The 16,636-nt window shown below is 64.4% G+C and carries 15 protein-coding genes and 2 tRNA genes; 8 read left to right on the top strand and 9 right to left on the bottom strand.

Annotated features, from left to right (window positions below; translation table 11 throughout):
- Nucleotides 1-171: 171 nt before the first annotated feature.
- Complete coding sequence (locus P6U29_RS16920) at nt 172-2,301, top strand: tetratricopeptide repeat protein (protein WP_407118618.1); 2,130 nt, start codon at nt 172-174, stop codon at nt 2,299-2,301.
- Between the two features lie 7 nt (nt 2,302-2,308).
- On the opposite strand, the gene P6U29_RS16915 is transcribed toward P6U29_RS16920, so the two are convergent.
- Nucleotides 2,309-2,596, bottom strand: a complete 288-nt coding sequence (locus P6U29_RS16915; protein WP_027560138.1) for an usg protein — start codon at nt 2,594-2,596, stop codon at nt 2,309-2,311.
- Between the two features lie 378 nt (nt 2,597-2,974).
- Between P6U29_RS16915 and P6U29_RS16910 the strand changes: the two genes are divergently transcribed.
- Together P6U29_RS16910 and groL are read left to right on the top strand one after the other, a co-directional pair.
- A complete protein-coding gene (locus P6U29_RS16910; RefSeq protein WP_407118617.1) occupies nt 2,975-3,289 on the top strand; it encodes a co-chaperone GroES in 315 nt (104 codons plus the stop codon).
- 45 nt (nt 3,290-3,334) lie between these two features.
- A complete protein-coding gene (gene groL, locus P6U29_RS16905) occupies nt 3,335-4,975 on the top strand; it encodes a chaperonin GroEL (RefSeq protein ID WP_194467474.1) in 1,641 nt (546 codons plus the stop codon).
- A gap of 74 nt (nt 4,976-5,049) precedes the next feature.
- Here groL and lepB read toward each other — a convergent pair whose 3' ends face one another.
- From lepB to P6U29_RS16875, 6 genes are all read right to left on the bottom strand, one after another.
- The gene (gene lepB / locus P6U29_RS16900) at nt 5,050-5,796 is read right to left on the bottom strand and encodes a signal peptidase I (RefSeq protein ID WP_407118616.1); all 747 of its coding nucleotides are present in this window, start codon (nt 5,794-5,796) and stop codon (nt 5,050-5,052) included.
- Nucleotides 5,797-5,950: 154 nt separating this feature from the next.
- Nucleotides 5,951-6,211 carry a hypothetical protein gene (locus P6U29_RS16895; RefSeq protein ID WP_407118615.1) on the bottom strand — a complete coding sequence of 87 codons (261 nt, stop codon included), beginning with the start codon at nt 6,209-6,211 and terminating at the stop codon, nt 5,951-5,953.
- On the bottom strand, nt 6,208-6,510 hold the full coding sequence (locus P6U29_RS16890) for a hypothetical protein (protein ID WP_407118614.1): 303 nt from the start codon (nt 6,508-6,510) through the stop codon (nt 6,208-6,210). The genes P6U29_RS16895 and P6U29_RS16890 overlap by 4 nt, the downstream gene beginning before the upstream one ends.
- A 334-nt stretch (nt 6,511-6,844) precedes the next feature.
- Nucleotides 6,845-6,910, bottom strand: a tRNA-Lys gene (locus P6U29_RS16885).
- Between the two features lie 4 nt (nt 6,911-6,914).
- Nucleotides 6,915-6,984, bottom strand: a tRNA-Phe gene (locus P6U29_RS16880).
- A gap of 193 nt (nt 6,985-7,177) precedes the next feature.
- The gene (locus P6U29_RS16875; protein WP_407118613.1) at nt 7,178-8,017 is read right to left on the bottom strand and encodes a LysR family transcriptional regulator; all 840 of its coding nucleotides are present in this window, start codon (nt 8,015-8,017) and stop codon (nt 7,178-7,180) included.
- Nucleotides 8,018-8,147: 130 nt separating this feature from the next.
- Between P6U29_RS16875 and P6U29_RS16870 the strand changes: the two genes are divergently transcribed.
- The 3 genes from P6U29_RS16870 (at nt 8,148) to P6U29_RS16860 (ending at nt 10,831) form a co-directional block, all read left to right on the top strand.
- A complete protein-coding gene (locus tag P6U29_RS16870) occupies nt 8,148-8,741 on the top strand; it encodes a cysteine hydrolase family protein (RefSeq protein WP_407118612.1) in 594 nt (197 codons plus the stop codon).
- A gap of 11 nt (nt 8,742-8,752) precedes the next feature.
- A complete protein-coding gene (locus P6U29_RS16865; RefSeq protein ID WP_407118611.1) occupies nt 8,753-9,385 on the top strand; it encodes a glutathione binding-like protein in 633 nt (210 codons plus the stop codon).
- 108 nt (nt 9,386-9,493) lie between these two features.
- A complete protein-coding gene (locus tag P6U29_RS16860; RefSeq protein WP_407118610.1) occupies nt 9,494-10,831 on the top strand; it encodes a caspase domain-containing protein in 1,338 nt (445 codons plus the stop codon).
- 37 nt (nt 10,832-10,868) lie between these two features.
- On the opposite strand, the gene P6U29_RS16855 is transcribed toward P6U29_RS16860, so the two are convergent.
- Nucleotides 10,869-11,969 carry a DUF2778 domain-containing protein gene (locus P6U29_RS16855; protein WP_407118609.1) on the bottom strand — a complete coding sequence of 367 codons (1,101 nt, stop codon included), beginning with the start codon at nt 11,967-11,969 and terminating at the stop codon, nt 10,869-10,871.
- 669 nt (nt 11,970-12,638) lie between these two features.
- On the opposite strand from P6U29_RS16855, the gene P6U29_RS16850 reads away from it, so the two are divergent.
- Both P6U29_RS16850 and P6U29_RS16845 read left to right on the top strand, forming a co-directional pair.
- The gene (locus tag P6U29_RS16850) at nt 12,639-13,163 is read left to right on the top strand and encodes a FecR domain-containing protein (protein ID WP_407118608.1); all 525 of its coding nucleotides are present in this window, start codon (nt 12,639-12,641) and stop codon (nt 13,161-13,163) included.
- Between the two features lie 73 nt (nt 13,164-13,236).
- Nucleotides 13,237-15,123, top strand: coding sequence for a CHASE2 domain-containing protein (locus tag P6U29_RS16845; RefSeq protein ID WP_407118607.1), 1,887 nt, complete (start codon nt 13,237-13,239; stop codon nt 15,121-15,123).
- 6 nt (nt 15,124-15,129) lie between these two features.
- Here P6U29_RS16845 and P6U29_RS16840 read toward each other — a convergent pair whose 3' ends face one another.
- Nucleotides 15,130-16,632 (bottom strand): glycosyltransferase family 39 protein, encoded by a 1,503-nt coding sequence (locus P6U29_RS16840; RefSeq protein ID WP_407119346.1) that lies wholly within the window; start codon nt 16,630-16,632, stop codon nt 15,130-15,132.
- Between the last annotated feature and the right edge of the window lie 4 nt (nt 16,633-16,636).

Raw genomic sequence — 16,636 nt, 5'->3', positions numbered from 1 at the left:
GAAGGTCAGATTACCCAGTCCCGGGCGCGGCAGCAATTACGGAGCTGAGGCCAGTCACGCGATCACCCGATCAGTCGTAGCTTGTCCCAAGCTGTCGTGGCGAGCGGCCATCGTCTCGTCTTCGTTCTCTCCCTGAATTAGTCTCGCCAGGGGATCTGGGGGAATTGATTCATGGGCAACAGCGTCGGTCAGCGTGCATTTCAAAATGCTCGGCTTCAGAAACGCCAAAAGGCCGACGTGCTGCCATTGCTCGGGCAAGCGCTTGAGTTGCACAAGAAGGGCCGCCTCCCCGAGGCCAAGGCTGCTTATCGCCAACTCCTGCAGATCACGCCCAACCAATTCGTCGCGCTGCATATGCTCGGCGCCTTGGAGTCTGATGCCAAGAACTATGACCAGGCCGAAATCCTGCTGCGTCGGGCGGTTGCCGTGGACCCGCGATCTGCCGAAGCTCACATGAGCTTGGGCGTCGCGCTGAACGGGCTGAAACGTCACGATGAGGCCCGCGAGAGCTATCGAAAGGCTCTCGCCTTGCGGCCCAACTACGCCCTCGCACAGTCCAATCTCGGTAACGCGAGCGCGGCCCTTGATCTGCACCTGGAAGCGCTCGAGAGCTACGATCGGGCGCTCGCAATTGATGGGAACCTTGCCGAAGCCCACAACGGCCGCGGCTCTGCGCTCTGCCGTCTGCGCAACTATGACGAGGCTCTCGCAAGCCTGAACCGCGCGCTCTCGATCAAGCCTGACTATGCCGCGGCGCTGGCGAACCGCGCCGTTGCACTACGGGAGCTTCAGCGATTTGACGAAGCCATGGCGGATTGCAATCGGGCAATCGCCCTGGCACCCCACGACGCGAATGGGTGGCTCTGGCGCGCCAATGTCTTGCTCCAGACCCAGCGGATTGCCCAAGCATTGTCCGATTGCGAGAAAGCCCTCGCGGTCGCGCCCGATTCTGATCAAGCTCACCTGGTGCTGGGCCTTTGTCTCGCCGGACTTGGCCGGGTCGATGAAGCCATCGCCAGTTTCGACAGAGCCCTCGACATCCGGCCTGACCTTCAGAGCGCGATCTCCAGCAAGATATTCACGCTCGATTTTGTGGCGGACGCCAGCGTCGAACAGCATCAGCAGGCGCGTCGCGTGTGGTGGGAGCAGATCGGGGCGAAAATCGCTTCAGAAGCGGCAGCACCGCATGACAACGACCGCGATCGGGATCGCCGTCTGGTGCTCGGCTACGTCTCGTCGGACTTCAACGCGCATTCGGCCGCGTTCATTTTCAAGCCAGTCCTGCAACACCATGACCGGGCACAGTTCGAGATCGTGTGCTACTCGTGTTCATCGAAAGAGGATGCGACGACAAGCGAATTTCAAGGGATCGCCGATCGCTGGCGTGACGCCTCGCAATGGACCGACGATCGCCTCGCCGCTCAGATTCGCGCCGATCGCGTCGATATCCTGATCGATCTGTCCGGCCATACCAGAGGAAACCGCCTCGGCGTATTTGCGCGCAAGCCGGCACCGATCCAGGCGCACGGCTGGGGCCACGGCACCGGCACCGGGCTGCCGACGATCGATTATCTGTTCTCGGATCCTGTCGCGATTCCTGTGGCCGTTCGGCATCTGTTTGCGGAGACCGTCGTCGACCTGCCGTGCTTCGTGACGCTGACGCCGCTGCCGGCAGGTATTGCGCGGGCGGAGACGCCAGCGATCTCGAACGGCTTCATCACGTTCGGCGTCTTCAACCGCATCAGCAAGATCTCGGACGAGGCCGCGGCAGTCTGGTCCAGGATTCTCGAGCGAGTGCCGGGTTCGCGACTGCTGATCAAGGATGTTGCGCTCGACGATCAACTGGTCCGCGACAAGCTGCTGGCGCGATTTGCGGCTTGCCGATTGCCGGTCGAACGCGTCGATCTGCTCGGAGCCACCTTGCGGGGCGAACATCTGGCATCCTTCAATCGCATCGATATCGCACTCGACCCGTTCCCACAGAACGGCGGCGTCAGCACATGGGAAGCCCTGCAGATGGGCGTGCCCGTGGTGGCGAAGCTCGGGAACAGCCTGCCCAGCCGGGCCGCCGGCGCCATCCTCGCCGCGCTTGGCCTGCCGGATTGGGTCGCCGACAGCGAGGATGCATATGTCGAGATCGCAGCCGGCCGCGCGGCGCGGATCGGCGAGCTCGAAAAATTGCGCCGCGAACTGCCCGGACAGATCAGCGCTGCGGCCGCCGGCAACCCCGTCTCATACGCGCGAGCCGTGGACGAGGCCTATCGCGCGATGTGGACACGCTATTGCAACGGCGGCGTCTGATCTCAGCTCAATGCAGCCGGAACACGCCGTCGACGGCGCGCAGCTCGGCCGGCTTGATCAGCTTGGAATGCGCCACTGTGACCGAATGCAGTGGGCCATCGAGCTTCTCCTGCCAGAACGCCAGGAAATCGGTGAGCGCCGGAAATTTCGGAAACATGTCGTAGTTCTGCCAGACATAGGTCTGGAGCAGCGAGGGATGATCCGGCATCCGGTAGAGAATTTGTGCCGTCGTCAGCCCGTAGCCCAGCATCTGTTTCCGGAAGTCCTCGGAAACGCCCCCAACGCGCAGTCCCATGCCAAACCTCCTTTGCAGGAGCGCATGCAGGGGGTGGCTTGATCCGTGCCCCGGGAGCCACCCGGAAACGATGCGCTCACATGAGAGAAATGTGACGCAAACTGACAATCCATCTCAAGCCCAAAAGTTTAACAAGCTGTTGAAATTCAATGCGTTAGCAGCAGACATGACTCCGTGCTAATACCGGCCTCGGGTGTCGGTTAACGATGGAAAAGAGATTCTGGCAGTCCGCGCTTTCGGGTGCTAATTTTTCTGCTACAAACCCTTGCCCCCGCAAAATTCCTATCCTATTTCTGCGTCGCCCGTGCTAGCACTCGCGGGCAACGACTGCTAACAACCTAAAAATCCTCAACTCGTGCAATTACTTAGGAGGACTGCATGAAATTCCGTCCGCTTCACGACCGCGTCGTGGTCAAGCGCATCGACGCAGAAGAGAAGACCGCTGGCGGCATCATCATTCCCGACACTGCCAAGGAAAAGCCCTCCCAGGGCGAAGTCGTCGCCGTCGGCCCGGGTGGCCGCGACGAGGCCGGCAAGCTGATCCCGATCGACCTGAAGATCGGGGACCGCGTGCTGTTCGGCAAGTGGTCCGGCACCGAGGTCAAGATCGACGGCCAGGACCTGTTGATCATGAAGGAGAGCGACGTGATGGGCGTTCTCGAAGTCAGCGAGTCCAAGAAGAAGGCGGCCTAAGAGCCCCCTCTCCCTCCAATCAAATCATTCCAAGGAAAATTCCAGATGGCAGCCAAAGAAGTCAAATTCTCGGTTGAAGCGCGCGACAAGATGCTGCGCGGCGTCGACATCCTCGCCAATGCGGTGAAGGTCACCCTCGGCCCGAAGGGCCGCAACGTCGTGCTCGATAAGTCGTTCGGCGCTCCGCGCATCACCAAAGACGGCGTCACCGTCGCCAAGGAGATCGAGCTCGACGACAAGTTCGAAAACATGGGCGCACAGATGGTGCGCGAAGTCGCCTCCAAGTCCGCTGACGCGGCCGGCGACGGCACCACCACCGCGACCGTGCTCGCGGCTGCGATCGTGAAGGAAGGCGCCAAGTCGGTCGCCGCCGGCATGAACCCGATGGACCTGAAGCGCGGTATCGACCTCGCGGTCGAAGCCGTCGTGGCCGACCTCGAGAAGAACTCGAAGAAGGTCACCTCGAACGACGAGATCGCCCAGGTCGGCACCATCTCGGCCAACGGCGACGCCGAGATCGGCAAGTTCCTCTCCGACGCCATGAAGAAGGTCGGCAACGAGGGCGTCATCACCGTCGAGGAAGCCAAATCGCTCGAGACCGAGCTCGACGTCGTCGAGGGCATGCAGTTCGACCGCGGCTACATCTCGCCCTACTTCGTCACCAACGCCGATAAGATGCGCGTTGAGATGGACGACGCCTACATCCTCATCAACGAGAAGAAGCTCTCTTCGCTGAACGAGTTGCTGCCGCTGCTCGAGGCCGTGGTGCAGACCGGAAAGCCGCTGGTCATCGTCGCCGAGGACGTCGAAGGCGAAGCGCTCGCGACCCTGGTCGTGAACCGCCTGCGCGGCGGCCTGAAGGTCGCGGCGGTCAAGGCCCCGGGCTTCGGCGATCGCCGCAAGGCCATGCTGCAGGACATCGCGATCCTGACCGGCGGCCAGGCGATCTCGGAAGACCTCGGCATCAAGCTCGAGAACGTCACGCTCAACATGCTCGGTCGCGCCAAGAAGGTGATGATCGACAAGGAGAACACCACGATCGTCAACGGCGCCGGCAAGAAGGCCGACATCGAGGCGCGCGTGGCCCAGATCAAGGCGCAGATCGAGGAGACCACCTCGGACTACGACCGTGAGAAGCTCCAGGAGCGTCTTGCCAAGCTCGCGGGCGGCGTCGCGGTGATCCGCGTCGGCGGCGCGACCGAGGTCGAGGTGAAGGAGCGCAAGGATCGCGTTGATGACGCGATGCATGCGACCCGCGCGGCTGTGGAGGAAGGCATCGTCCCGGGCGGCGGCGTCGCCCTGCTCCGTGCCTCCGAGCAGCTCAAGGGCCTGCGCACCAAGAACGACGACCAGAAGACCGGCGTCGAGATCGTGCGCAAGGCGCTGTCGGCTCCCGCTCGCCAGATCGCGATCAACGCCGGTGAAGACGGCTCGGTGATCGTCGGCAAGATCCTGGAGAACAAGGCCTACAATTACGGCTTCGACTCCCAGACCGGCGAATATGCCGACCTCGTCAAGAAGGGCATCATCGACCCGACCAAGGTGGTCCGCACCGCGATCCAGAACGCTGCCTCGGTGGCCGCGCTCCTGATCACCACGGAGGCCATGGTCGCCGAGCTGCCCAAGAAGGGCGGCGCCGGCCCCGCGATGCCCCCGGGCGGCGGCATGGGCGGCATGGACTTCTAAGGTCCAACGACCTCAAGAACTACGAAACCCCGGCAGCAATGCCGGGGTTTTTTGCTTTGCGGGCAACTCCCTCGTCACTCCACCTTCCCCAACCGCTCGAAGCGCGGCTCTCCGTCTTCGTCGAGCGACCAGAAGATCCGCGTCACCTTGCCGACGAGATTGTCCATCGGGATGAAGCCGAACGTCGACATCATCCGGCTGTCGGTGGAGTTGTCGCGGTTGTCGCCGAGCACAAAGACATGGCCAGGCGGCACCGTGAAGACGTTGGTGTTGTCGAGATAGCCGTCGTCGACGCAATCATGCGTCACGTAGCTCGCGCCGTTCGGCAGCGTCTCGCGCCAGCGCCTGACCTCCGCCCCCTCGTTCACGCCGCAGGCGGAGCCGGCGAGCGTCGCCTCCAGGGCAACGCGCGTCACCGGACGGTCGTTGAGGATAAGCCGGCCTTGCCGCATCTGGATACGGTCTCCAGGCAGTCCGACCACGCGCTTCACGTAATCGGCCGAACTGTCCTTCGCCGTCCGGAATACGACGATGTCGCCATACTCAGGTTCGGCGGCGAGGAAGCGGCCCGAGATCCAGGACGGCGCGAAGGGAAAGGAATAGCGGCCATAGCCATAGGCATATTTCGCGGCGAAGACGTAGTCGCCGACCATCAGCGTCGGCGTCATCGAACCGGACGGGATGTTGAACGGCTGGTACAGGACGAAGCGAAACAAGACCAGCGGCGACCACAGCACGGGGATCAACAGGATCAGGACGACGATCACCTTCCATTCCCGCGATTGCGCCGACGGCCGAATGGTTTCCGACAGAGTGCTCATGCGCATTCCCGATCAAGCTGTCTTCGCGGGATTACGCAGCCTTCACGCGCGCGTGCAATCCCGGCTTCGTGATCTTGGTCGCACAAGCGCGTCCACGCGTTCATGGCAATGACAGCAGGAATGTGAAGGGCCGCCCGTGGGCGGCCCTTCCGTTTCATGCGCTCTCTGGCGTCTTCAGGCGCACGAGCCGGGTCAGAAGAGCATCGAGGCCCTGCCCGTCGCCGGCATGGAGGTCGATGCGTCCGACCTTCTCGACCAGCCGCTCCAGCGACTCCAGCTCCTTGAGCCGCAGCAGCAGGGGGTTCTCCTCCATCAGGCGGGCGGTGTTCAGGAGCGAACGCGTCGCCGCGGTCTCCTCCTGCCGGCGGATCAGGTTCGCCTTCGCAACCCGCTCCGCCTCCACCACCTTGTTCACCAGCTCCCTGATCTCGCCGGGCCATCGAGGCTGACGATGGCGATCTCGTCCGCCTTGGTCTCGACTGCCTCGAACAGCTCGGCGGCAAGATCGGGCCGCGCGGCCTTCAGCACCGCGTAGCGCTCCGCAGGAAATTCGCTGCGGACCACGTCGAGCACCTCGGCCTTCAGTTCGTGCAGGGGATCGAACAGACGATGCTTGCCGGGCGCGAGCACGCGCACGAGCTGCCCGTTGCGCGTCAGCAACGCACGCTCGCCATCCTTCACCGTCACGTTCAGCATCAGCAAATGCCAAGTCATGGCACGCCTCCTTCATTTGCGCCCGGCCGGATGCCGGACAGCAGTTTCGTTCGCAAAGGACGTGAGGACGCGGACGACGCTTCCTGAGAGATCAACGGGCCGGGGCTTGAGCTTGCATGACGACGGGCGCACGCGCGCGATCGCGCGACGCCTGTCGCGCGGCCGTGCGGAGCCACTCGGCGTCAGCGCAAGCGGTATCTACCCGCGGTGCAAAGCCGGTCTCACAGTGTCTAAGTTCGGACGGAAAGCCTTGCGGCAAAACGGCCGGACCGCGACTGAAGCGCGCGTCCGGTCCTCGTCAGAGGTATCAGCTTATTAAGCTGAAACGGAGCGCTGGAGCGGGATTCGAACCCGCGACAGGATGATTAAAAGTCATCTGCTCTACCAAACTGAGCTATCCTTTGTGCAAGAGACCGGAATCGAACCGATGCCTTCGGGTCTTCAGCCCGACGCTCTCCATGAGCTACGTCCTGCGTTTCTCCTTCATTCGGCGGAACACGAAACCGGAGACCGGCCCGCGCCAGTCGGGATCTCAGGGAGCCCGAACCCATGGCCTAGCGAAGGAGCGCGCTAATAGACGAAGCACGTTCGGGTTGCAAGGGGGCGGCTCGAGATTTTTTGTCACAGCCTGCGCGCTGTGACGCAATGATCACAGCGCGACGTGACGTCAGCTGCGCGAGGTGTCCTGAAAACAGGTCCTCACCCAGTCGATCGTCACGCGTGTCGCCGGATCGCGCTTGAGATGGTTCTGCACCAGCAGCCAGACGTCGCGCCGTTTCGGCAGCAGCGTGGCGCGCAGATTGCGATCGGCGAGCAGCGATCCGCAGCTGTGCTCCGGCAGCACGCCGATGGCCTGATGCGACTGGATCATGGTGCGGATGATGCGGACATTGTCGGTGACGCAGCGCACGTTCTTCAGACGCTTCGCACGCAAGAACTGCGCTTCCGGGATCGCGTCGAGCTCGTCAGGATAGACGCACGCGACAGGCTCCCCGCTGCTGCGGTCCGCCGGCTCGAAGAAGTACAGCCTGACCTCGCCGAGCTTGGAGATGGTGAAGTCGCCCTTCTCCGGCTTGCGCAGGCGGATGGCGAGATCGGCCTGCCAGCGCGAGAACTTGACGTTGCTGCTTGCGGTGAGGAATTGCAGCGTCAGCCCGGGATGATCGCGCAGGAAGCCGCTCGCATGCGGCGCCAGCAGCTCTTCGGCGACCGCATTGGTCGAGGCGATGCGCAGGCGCCCGACCGGCCCCACCTGGCTCTCCTTGATGCGATCGATCGCGGCGGCATGTGCCGCCATCGCGCCGACATGTTCGAGCACCGCCTCGCAATGGCGCGTCGGCCGGCGCAAGCCGTCCACGGCGTCGAACAGCGGCACGCCGAGATCGCGCTGGATGCGCGCCAGCCGGCGGCCGACGGTGGTCTCGTCGATGCGCAGCCGCGCGCTGGCGCCGGCATAGGTGCCTTCGTCCCTCACCGCAGCGATGATGCGCAGATCGTCCCAGTTCATTCCAGGAGCCTAGCAGGCGACAGCGGATCCTGCAATTTTGCAGCCGTATGCCGCAATATTCCTGCACAATGGCAGGCCCGAGCCACGCTAGTGTCGCGTCATCCGACATCCCCTGGAAGGCCTGACCAGCATGACCGCTCCAAAGACCCTGCTCGAACTCGCCGGCGCGGATCTCAATCCGCCGAACCTCAACGAGGCCTGCCTCGTGCTGATCGACATCCAGAACGAATATTGCGCCGGTCCGCTGGCTCTGCCCGATGCGCAAGCGGCGATCGCCGCGGCCGCGCGTCTGCTCGCGCGCGCACGGGAAAGCGGAGCCGCGATCTTTCACGTCGCGCACAAGGGACGCGCCGGCGGCCTGTTCGACCGGGAGGCCGCGCGCGGCGCGATCGTCGAGCGCCTGACGCCGCTCGCCAGCGAGCCCGTGATCGAGAAGGCGCTGCCGAATGCCTTCGCCGGCACCGATCTGCAGGCCCGGCTTGTCGCGACCGGACGCAAGAACATCGTGCTGGCCGGCTTCATGACGCATATGTGCGTGTCTTCGACTGTCCGCGCCGCGCTCGATCTCGGCCTGCGCACGACGATCGCAGCCGATGCCTGCGCCACTCGCGACCTGCCCGACGGCCGCGGCGGGACGCTGGACGCCCGAACGATCCACCAGGTCGCGCTGGCCGAACTCGCGGACCGCTTTGCCATCATCACGCAAGTCGAAGCGCTGACTTGATGGAGCATGCGATGCTGCAGCTCTATTTCTTTCCGATGGCCTGCTCGCTCTCAAGCCGCATCGCGCTGATGGAGGCCGGTATCGAGGCGCAGTATCACCTCGCCCATATCTGGAGCAAAAGGATCGTGGACGACGCTCGCGATTTCCGCGACCTGTCGCCGAAGGGCGCGGTGCCGGTCCTGGTCTTGGCGAACGGCGAGCGGCTGACCGAGAGCGCGGCGGTATTGCAATACATCGCCGATGTGAAGCCGGAGGCACGCCTTGCACCGCGGCCCGGCGATTTCGATCGCTATCGCCTGCAGGAATGGCTGAGCTTCATCGGCGCCGAGATCCACAAGGCGTTCCTGTTTCCGACCTTCTGGTACAAGGACGACGGCTCGCTCGCCAAGCCGCGCGCGAGGATCACACAGACATTGTCGGTGCCTGCTGCGCATCTTGCGAACCGCGAATTCCTCGTCGGCAACGACTTCACCGTCGCAGATGCCCATCTCACCTGGGCCTTGCTGCTGCTCCGTCCCGCAGGAATCGACATCGCGCAATGGCCGTCGTTGTCGACCTATCTCGAGCGCATGCAGGCGCGGCCGGCCGTGCGGAGCGCGATCACGGCCGAGATGGCGCTGCGCAAGACCTTGGCGGCGACGTGACAGGATGCCATGGCCGCCCGATCCGCGCGGCTCGAACGCAGGGCATTGATGTCGGCGCAGCATGCGCTAATCTGGGAGATATTTTTCGATATTCCTTGGAAGGCATTCATGCGTGCTTCTTCCGGAATTTGCCTGGCGCGATCTTGCGTCGCTCTCCTCGCCTTCTGGCTGTGCCATGCTCCGGCCTCGGCGGAAACGCGGGTCGCGCTGGTGATCGGCAACGGCGCCTACGTCTCGACAGCGAAGCTTCCCAACCCCTCGCATGATGCCGAGGACGTCGCAGCCTCGCTGAGGCGCAGCGGCTTCGAGGTGCTCCAGGGCATCGATTTGCGCCAGGCCGACATGCAGGACCTGACCATCCGCTTTGCGCGCGCGGCGAGCCGAGCGGATGTTGCCATGTTCTACTACAGCGGCCATGCGATGCAGTACAACGGCGTGAACTACCTGATGCCCGTCGATGCCGTGCTGACGGATGAAGCGGACCTCAAGCGCTTCGTGCGGGTCGATGACATCGTGAACGATTTGCAGCAGGCCAAGAACCTGCGCATCCTGGTGCTGGATGCCTGCCGCGACAATCCGCTGGCCGAAACTCTCAAGCGCTCCGCCGGCACGACGCGCGCCGCCTCGATCGGCCGAGGTCTGTCGAAAGTCGAAGCCCCGCGCGGCACGATCGTATCCTTTTCGACGCAATCAGGTCAGGTGGCCGCCGACGGCACTGGCCGCAACAGCCCCTATACGACGGCGTTCCTCAAGCACATCGAGGAGCCGCACGAGATCGGCGACGTCTTCCGCGATGTCAGCAGCGACGTCTACGAAAGCAGCGGTAAGACCCAGCTACCGGAGTTGTCGCTGTCGATTATCGGCAAGTTCTATCTGAACGGACCGGTATCGGTCACAGTTACGGCTCCGCAAGCCGCACCTCGGCCTGATCCTGGCGCATCTGCGGAAGCACACTGGAGGGCCGCCGATGGGATCGGCACTGCCACCGCCTATGAGGATCACCTCGCGCGATTTCCGAATTGCAGCTTCGCCAATCTCGCCAGGGCGCGGATTGACAGCCTGAAGCAAAAGGTGGCACTTGCGCCGGCGAGCGGCGAGAGCAAGATGTTCGATGGCAAGTGGGATGTCACCGTGAGCTGCGCTAACTCAGGCAAGGCATTGGGCTATACCCGAGCCCTGTCAGCCACGGTCGCGAACGGTTTATTCCATGCGGAGGATCGGGACCCGCGTACGAACAGTACGCTCGAAATCGACGGACAGATATCAGCTGATGGGAAGAGCACGCTCAGTGCGCGAGGTCTCACCGGCCCTAGCGCCTACACAGTCAACAATATCGCGCCCGGCTCACCATACGCGTACACGATCGACGCGCAATTCGAGCGCAGTCGCGGCAGCGGCAAACGCAACGAACTGCGTCCGTGCAGCTTCATCTTCGTCAGGCGCTAGTTAGCTATGCCCGCACGAGCGGCCGCGCTGCGTCGCCTTACTCCACTCGCGCCAGCACCGCGAGCTTGCGGATGCCCTTGTTGCGGTAGGCGTCGAGGAACGCGTAATAGTCCTTGAACGACACGCAGCCGTTGGAGTCGCCGTTCGGCCCGAGCATGAAGGTGTGTGCGAGCAGGCCGTCGCGGCCGTAGATCGCGCTCTCGCCGCCGATCGGGGTCAGGCGCAGCGCCGGCACGCCGTGGAACAGCGCCTCGCGCGGCTTCAGCGTATAGATGTGCGGCGGCGTCACGCCGCGCATGCGGATTTTCGAGGAGCGCGGATCGTCGAGATTGGAGCCGAGGCCGGAATGCGCCTCGAGCTTGGTGCCGTCGGGCAGATACACCGTCTTGGCGGTGATGTCGTAGACCGCGGTGTCGCGCTCATAGGGCGGCGCGCCGCCGAACATCGGGTTCTGCTCTTTCGGTGCGATGGACGCGGTGATGCTGGCATCGGCCGAGGCGTAGGCGAGCAGCCCGCCGGACGGCTCACGCTTGCCCCAGAGCTTTTCCACCATCGACTGGCGCGGAGCGGTGATCGACATCACCGCGGCCTTGGCGCGGTCGGCGAAGGATTTCGGCTTCGCCTCGGGCGCCGGCACGATCTGGGCCGGATCGGCCGAGGCCAGCTGCATCTGGGCATCCGGTGCGCGCTTGGCCTTGTCCGCAGATTTGTCAGCGGACTTTTCAGTGCTCTTGGCTGTCGGCTTCAGCGCTTCCGCGACCTTCGCGATCACGCTCTGCTTCGGCGCGTCCTTCGACGTGTCCTTGGCCACGGCAACGTCTGTTGCGGGCGCGGCGCTCGCCGCATTCGACGGCACGCCTTGCGTCGCGGCGGCGGCAAAGCGCTCGTTGAACATCTCGCGCGAGATGGGAGCTGCGACCTGGAGCCGGTCGGGCAGCAGCGCGAAGGTTTCCTTGATGGCCTCGCCGGCCTCGCGCAGCGCCACCTTGGGCGCGCGCTTGATCACGGGCTCGTCGTAGCCGATGCTGCCGACAGTCGGATAGACGCTCGCGCCAAAGACGTTGCTGTAGATAGTCCAGCCGGCGCCCATCACGACGCAGCCGATCGCTGCGGCGCCAAGCCAATTGGCCGTGGTCATTTTCCGGGAAGATTTCCGCGAATTATTCTGCGAGAAATTTTTGGACTTCCGTGCCGCGTTACTCTGCGCAGCGATACTCGTACTCATTCGCCTTGCGTCCAGGACGGTGTCACTCAGTCCCCCTTCGAAGTGCCGCTGGTCACGATCCGGGAACAGCATCTCGCAGAGGGTCGGAGCGTCATTAAGGCGACTTTTAGTTAAATGCGGATTAAGTTCGGGCGGATGTGGGGCAACTCGTTAACGCTGTCCCGTTTTGAGAAAAAAGCCCGCAGAACTACGGACTTAGTCGCGTCTGTTAACCATATTTCTCGACCGGTTTGCGTCGCTCTTCGACGCTTGCGGCCGCATCCATGACGCACTCAACAACGTCGTTTTCGTGACCCTCAAATTAGCCCTGAGCGTAGCGCGCAAGCGTTGCGCGAGGCTGGTGGCCCCCTCGTCCGTCGGACCTGCGTCCGCCAGCCGATTGCGGCAACAGCGCATGCGCATCGCGCACCGCGCGGCCTTACGCGGCACAGCGCCGTGACTGAAAGTTGATCATTTCGGTTCTGGACATCGCCGCCACGAGAAAATAGCTGCCACCTCGGCACTTTTCAGCAGCCTCTGCGCGTGATACGGTACCGTATCATCCCGCCTTGAACTGTGCCGAGCACGCAAACGGAGGCTGGCATGAGAGGGATCGCGCGCGCAGGGTTTATCGCCCTGGCAGGGTCGCTTCTGTTGATTGGATCTGCGACTGCACAGCCTGCGGCTAATGCGGGTTGCACGGCGTCGCCCTCGTCCGCTGGGACGCAGACCTGGCGCTGTGACAACGGCATCACCATCGTTGCGGAAAATGGTGCCAAGTTTGAACTTAAGGACGCCAACCGCGACGGACATATAGATTCCGTGGAGTTGAGCAACAAAGCCCTGCTGATCGAGGTGCCCAAGAAGCCGCGGGGCACCCCCTTCAAGGTGCTGACGCCGCAAGCGATTGCCGCAGTGCGCGGCACGAAATGGGCAGTCGATGTCGCTGACGCCAAGACCTCCGTGTTCGTCGCCGACGGCCGGGTCGGCGTGACCCGCCGGGCTCGTGGACGCGGCGTCGTGCTTGGACCCGGCGAAGGCGTCGACGTCGAGGCAACCGGCCCGTTGACCGTCAAGACATGGGGCCAGCCGCGTGTCGACGCGCTCATGGCGAGACTCGGCCAATAAGATTGGGGCGGCATCGCCCGGCCCCAATGCTTGGCCGATGAGATTTGGATAATGGAAGATTGCAGACGACCGCATGCGCAGCCGACGCGTTCAGATCCTGGTGGCACTCGTCCTCACCGCGCTGTGGGGCGCGGGCGTCTATGCCGCGCACGCCAACGGCCATCTGCGCTTTCTCGACCGCCTCGAAGCCACGCTGACGGACTGGCGGACGCAGGCCCGCGGCGTGCAGCGTCCGCCCGATCTCGTCACCATCGTCGCGATCGACGACACCGTCGTGAAGCGCGGTGGTAGCTATCCGCTGCCGCGCGCCGATCTCGCCCGCGTCGTCGACACCATCGTGCAGTTCAAGCCGAAGGTCGTCGCGATCGATCTCCTGCTCGTCGACCGCAGCGCTGCGATCGGCGACGCCACGCTGGCCAACACGCTCGCCACCGGCCCCATGGTGCTCGCGGCTGCAGCGATCTTCCCCTCCGCCAGCGAGACCGTGGCACCTAGCGATGGCCCCCTGGCCATGTTGCCAGAGGCCGAACGCTTCCTGCAGCCATTGCCCGCATTCGCCGATCACGCCGAGGTCGGCGTCGTCAACGTCGCGACAGGACAATCGGGCTCACCGCTCGCGGTGCCGATGCTGTTCCGGACGCGCGACAAGGTCGAGCTGTCGTTCCCCTTGCGCGTCGCCGCCCGTGCGCTCGACCAGCCGCTGACGATCGCGCCCGACCGTCTCATGCTCGGCGATCGCGCGGTGCCGACCGACAGCGATTTCGCGCTGCCAATCACCTATTACGGCCCGCGTCGGACCATCCGCACCGTCAGCGCACAGAGCATCTTCGACGGCACGCTCGATCGCGCGGCGATCGAGAACCGGATCGTCGTGATCGGCGCCTCGGTCGCCGGCGGCGGCGACTTCTATCCGACGCCGTTCGATTCCCTCATGCCCGGCGTCGAAGTGATCTCCACTGCGATCACGCATCTCGTCGCCGGCGATGGCATCGTGCGTGATCGCCGGGTCCGTATTGCCGACGCGCTCACTGCGACCCTTCTGCCGATGCTGCTGGTCGGCCTGCTCGCCTGGCGACGTAGCGCGCTCGGCATCATGGCGGCGGCCGCGGAGATGATCGCCTGGGCCGGACTCAACCTGTTCGCGTTCACGCATGGCGTCTGGCTGAACGCCGCGACCACCCTCGCCGCGGCAGTGCCGCCGGTTGCGGTCTTTGCCGGCGTGCAGCTGTGGGCCGGAGGCCGCCGCACGCAATATTTCGCCGCCAAGAGCAGGACGCTTGCGCAATTCCAGGCGCCGGCGGTGCAGGAGTGGCTGGCGCGCGATCCGAATTTCCTGTCAAAACCCGTCCGGCAGGAGGCCGCCGTGGTCTTTGTCGATCTCTCCGGCTTCACCGGTCTGAGCGAGCGGATTGATCCGGACGAACTCAGGGATCTTCTGAAGGCGTTTCACGCACTGATCGACAAGGCCGCGATCGATTGCGGCGGCATGATCACCGGCTTTCTCGGCGACGGCGCCATGATCCTGTTCGGGCTGCCGCGCGCGATGCCCGACGACGCGGCGCGCGCGCTGAAATGCGCGATCGACCTGCATCGCGGCCTCGAACGCTGGATCGCCTCGCTGCCGCCGGCAGTCGCAGGTCAGCTCGGTTTCAAGATCGGCGCGCATTGCGGCCCCACCGTCGCCTCGCGGCTCGGCGAAAGCCATCAGCACATCACGGCGACGGGCGACACCGTCAACGTCGCAAGCCGGCTGATGGAGGTTGCCGCCCAGAACGATGCGCGGCTTGCGCTGAGTGATACGCTGCTGGATGCGGCGGACTTCCATGGCGCTCCCGACGGCGTCCTGTCAGGCCCCCTGCTCGCCCAGGTCCGCGGCCGCTCCGGTGTTGTGACCGTCTGGTTCTGGCGCGATCAGAGTGGGCCAGGCCAGGATCCTGCCAAGGCCGAGATGATCGGCTGAGGTCCGCTACCGCGCTTCCGGCGGCGGCGAGCGGTCGAGCACATCGCCCTTGGCGCCTTCGAGCAGATCGATGCCGTAGGTCTCGACCACGAGCGGCCCGCGCTTGCGCTGCAGCTGCGCAATCTGCGTCACCTGCGCAAAGAGAGCATTGAGGACGGGATGGCCGTCCGGGCGCAGCTCGTCGACATAGAGCAGCTTGCCGGCGAGCAGCTTGGGATCTGGCTCGCCCACGTTAACCCAGCGGATGCGCTGGCTCTGCTGTGCCACACAGGTGCCGCGCGGCAGGTAGAACGCGAGCCAGCTCGTGGTGCCGTAGTCCTGTGCGAGCACACAGGTCGCACCAACGCGCACGCGCACCGCTTCGATCTCTGCAGCAAGCTCGCGCCAGCCGACACCGACGCTGCGCACGGTGGCATCGCGACGGTAGCCCGACAGCCACCCGGTATTGGCCTGAACGATCAACGCTGCAAACATCACGATGCCGACCGGCGCGGCCCAACGCAGGCAGAAATCGACGAGGCGCCGCTGGCGCGGCTTCCACCTCACGAGATTGGCGGCGGCCGCGGCCGCAATGACGAAGGGCGGATAGACCGGCGCGAACCAGTTGGCCTCCACGCGGGCATGCAGCGAATGCCAGACGAAATAGGCGACGATGGTCCAGAACATCGTCTCGATCAGCACGCGGGAGGCCAGCGCGCCGGCCCGGTGCCAGGTCAGCGCGTGCAGGCCCATGGCGCCGAGGATGAAGACCAGCGGCGTTGCGAACGCGATCTGGGTTGGGATCAGCTCGGCGATGAAGACCGGGCGGAAGTCCTCGATCTTCGCGCGGCCGAGCTGCTTTGCGAACGAGACCCATTGATGGTCCGCATTCCAAAGGATCACCGGCGAGAACAGCGCCAAGGCAACCAGGCCGCCGAGATACGGCCAGGGCGAGAGAAACCAGCGCCTGAGTTTCGGCACGGAAGCGAGCCAGATCAGGATCGCTGGCCCGAAGAACATCGCGGTGTATTTTGAGAGCAGCGCCGCGCCGACCGCGGCACCGGCCGCGAGCCACCAGGCGCCCCGGCCGGTCTCCAGCACCTTAGCGAGGAAGAACAGCACGAAGCTGGAGGCGACCAGCAGCGGCGAATCGGGCGTCACGATCAGGGTGCCCACGGAGGCCAGCAGTGTCACGTTGAGCAGAATGGCGCTGGTCGCAGCCACGCGCGTGCCGCCGAACAGGATCGCGGCGGAGCGATACACCGCGTAACTCATCGGCAGCGCCAGCAGGATCGAGACCAGGCGGACGCCGAGCTCGGTGTCGCCGGCAATCATGGTGCCGGCGCGGATGACGTAGGCGACCATCGGCGGGTGGTCGTAGTAACCACCGGCCAGGTTCTTCGACCACATCCAGTAATAGGCTTCGTCGAAGGTAATAGGCGTGAACGCGGCCGCGACGAGCCGCAGGGCCACCAGCGCGAGAATCAGCAGCGCGGTATTGCGGACGATCCGCGCGTCGGCCCCGCCCATCACG

Origin of the sequence: Bradyrhizobium sp. LMG 9283, assembly GCF_045571415.1 — a bacterium.
Classification (GTDB): Bacteria; Pseudomonadota; Alphaproteobacteria; order Rhizobiales; family Xanthobacteraceae; genus Bradyrhizobium.
The sequence above is the reverse complement of the archived record's forward strand: the minus strand, read 5'-3'. Positions and strand labels throughout refer to the sequence as shown.

Coding starts and splice junctions, on each gene's coding strand:
- P6U29_RS16920 (WP_407118618.1), top strand. CDS start 172: ATGGGCAACAGCGTCGGTCAGCGTGCATTTCAAAATGCTCGGCTTCAG.
- P6U29_RS16915 (WP_027560138.1), bottom strand. CDS start 2,596: ATGGGACTGCGCGTTGGGGGCGTTTCCGAGGACTTCCGGAAACAGATG.
- P6U29_RS16910 (WP_407118617.1), top strand. CDS start 2,975: ATGAAATTCCGTCCGCTTCACGACCGCGTCGTGGTCAAGCGCATCGAC.
- groL (WP_194467474.1), top strand. CDS start 3,335: ATGGCAGCCAAAGAAGTCAAATTCTCGGTTGAAGCGCGCGACAAGATG.
- lepB (WP_407118616.1), bottom strand. CDS start 5,796: ATGAGCACTCTGTCGGAAACCATTCGGCCGTCGGCGCAATCGCGGGAA.
- P6U29_RS16890 (WP_407118614.1), bottom strand. CDS start 6,510: ATGACTTGGCATTTGCTGATGCTGAACGTGACGGTGAAGGATGGCGAG.
- P6U29_RS16875 (WP_407118613.1), bottom strand. CDS start 8,017: ATGAACTGGGACGATCTGCGCATCATCGCTGCGGTGAGGGACGAAGGC.
- P6U29_RS16870 (WP_407118612.1), top strand. CDS start 8,148: ATGACCGCTCCAAAGACCCTGCTCGAACTCGCCGGCGCGGATCTCAAT.
- P6U29_RS16865 (WP_407118611.1), top strand. CDS start 8,753: ATGCTGCAGCTCTATTTCTTTCCGATGGCCTGCTCGCTCTCAAGCCGC.
- P6U29_RS16860 (WP_407118610.1), top strand. CDS start 9,494: ATGCGTGCTTCTTCCGGAATTTGCCTGGCGCGATCTTGCGTCGCTCTC.
- P6U29_RS16855 (WP_407118609.1), bottom strand. CDS start 11,969: ATGACCACGGCCAATTGGCTTGGCGCCGCAGCGATCGGCTGCGTCGTG.
- P6U29_RS16850 (WP_407118608.1), top strand. CDS start 12,639: ATGAGAGGGATCGCGCGCGCAGGGTTTATCGCCCTGGCAGGGTCGCTT.
- P6U29_RS16845 (WP_407118607.1), top strand. CDS start 13,237: ATGCGCAGCCGACGCGTTCAGATCCTGGTGGCACTCGTCCTCACCGCG.
- P6U29_RS16840 (WP_407119346.1), bottom strand. CDS start 16,632: ATGGGCGGGGCCGACGCGCGGATCGTCCGCAATACCGCGCTGCTGATT.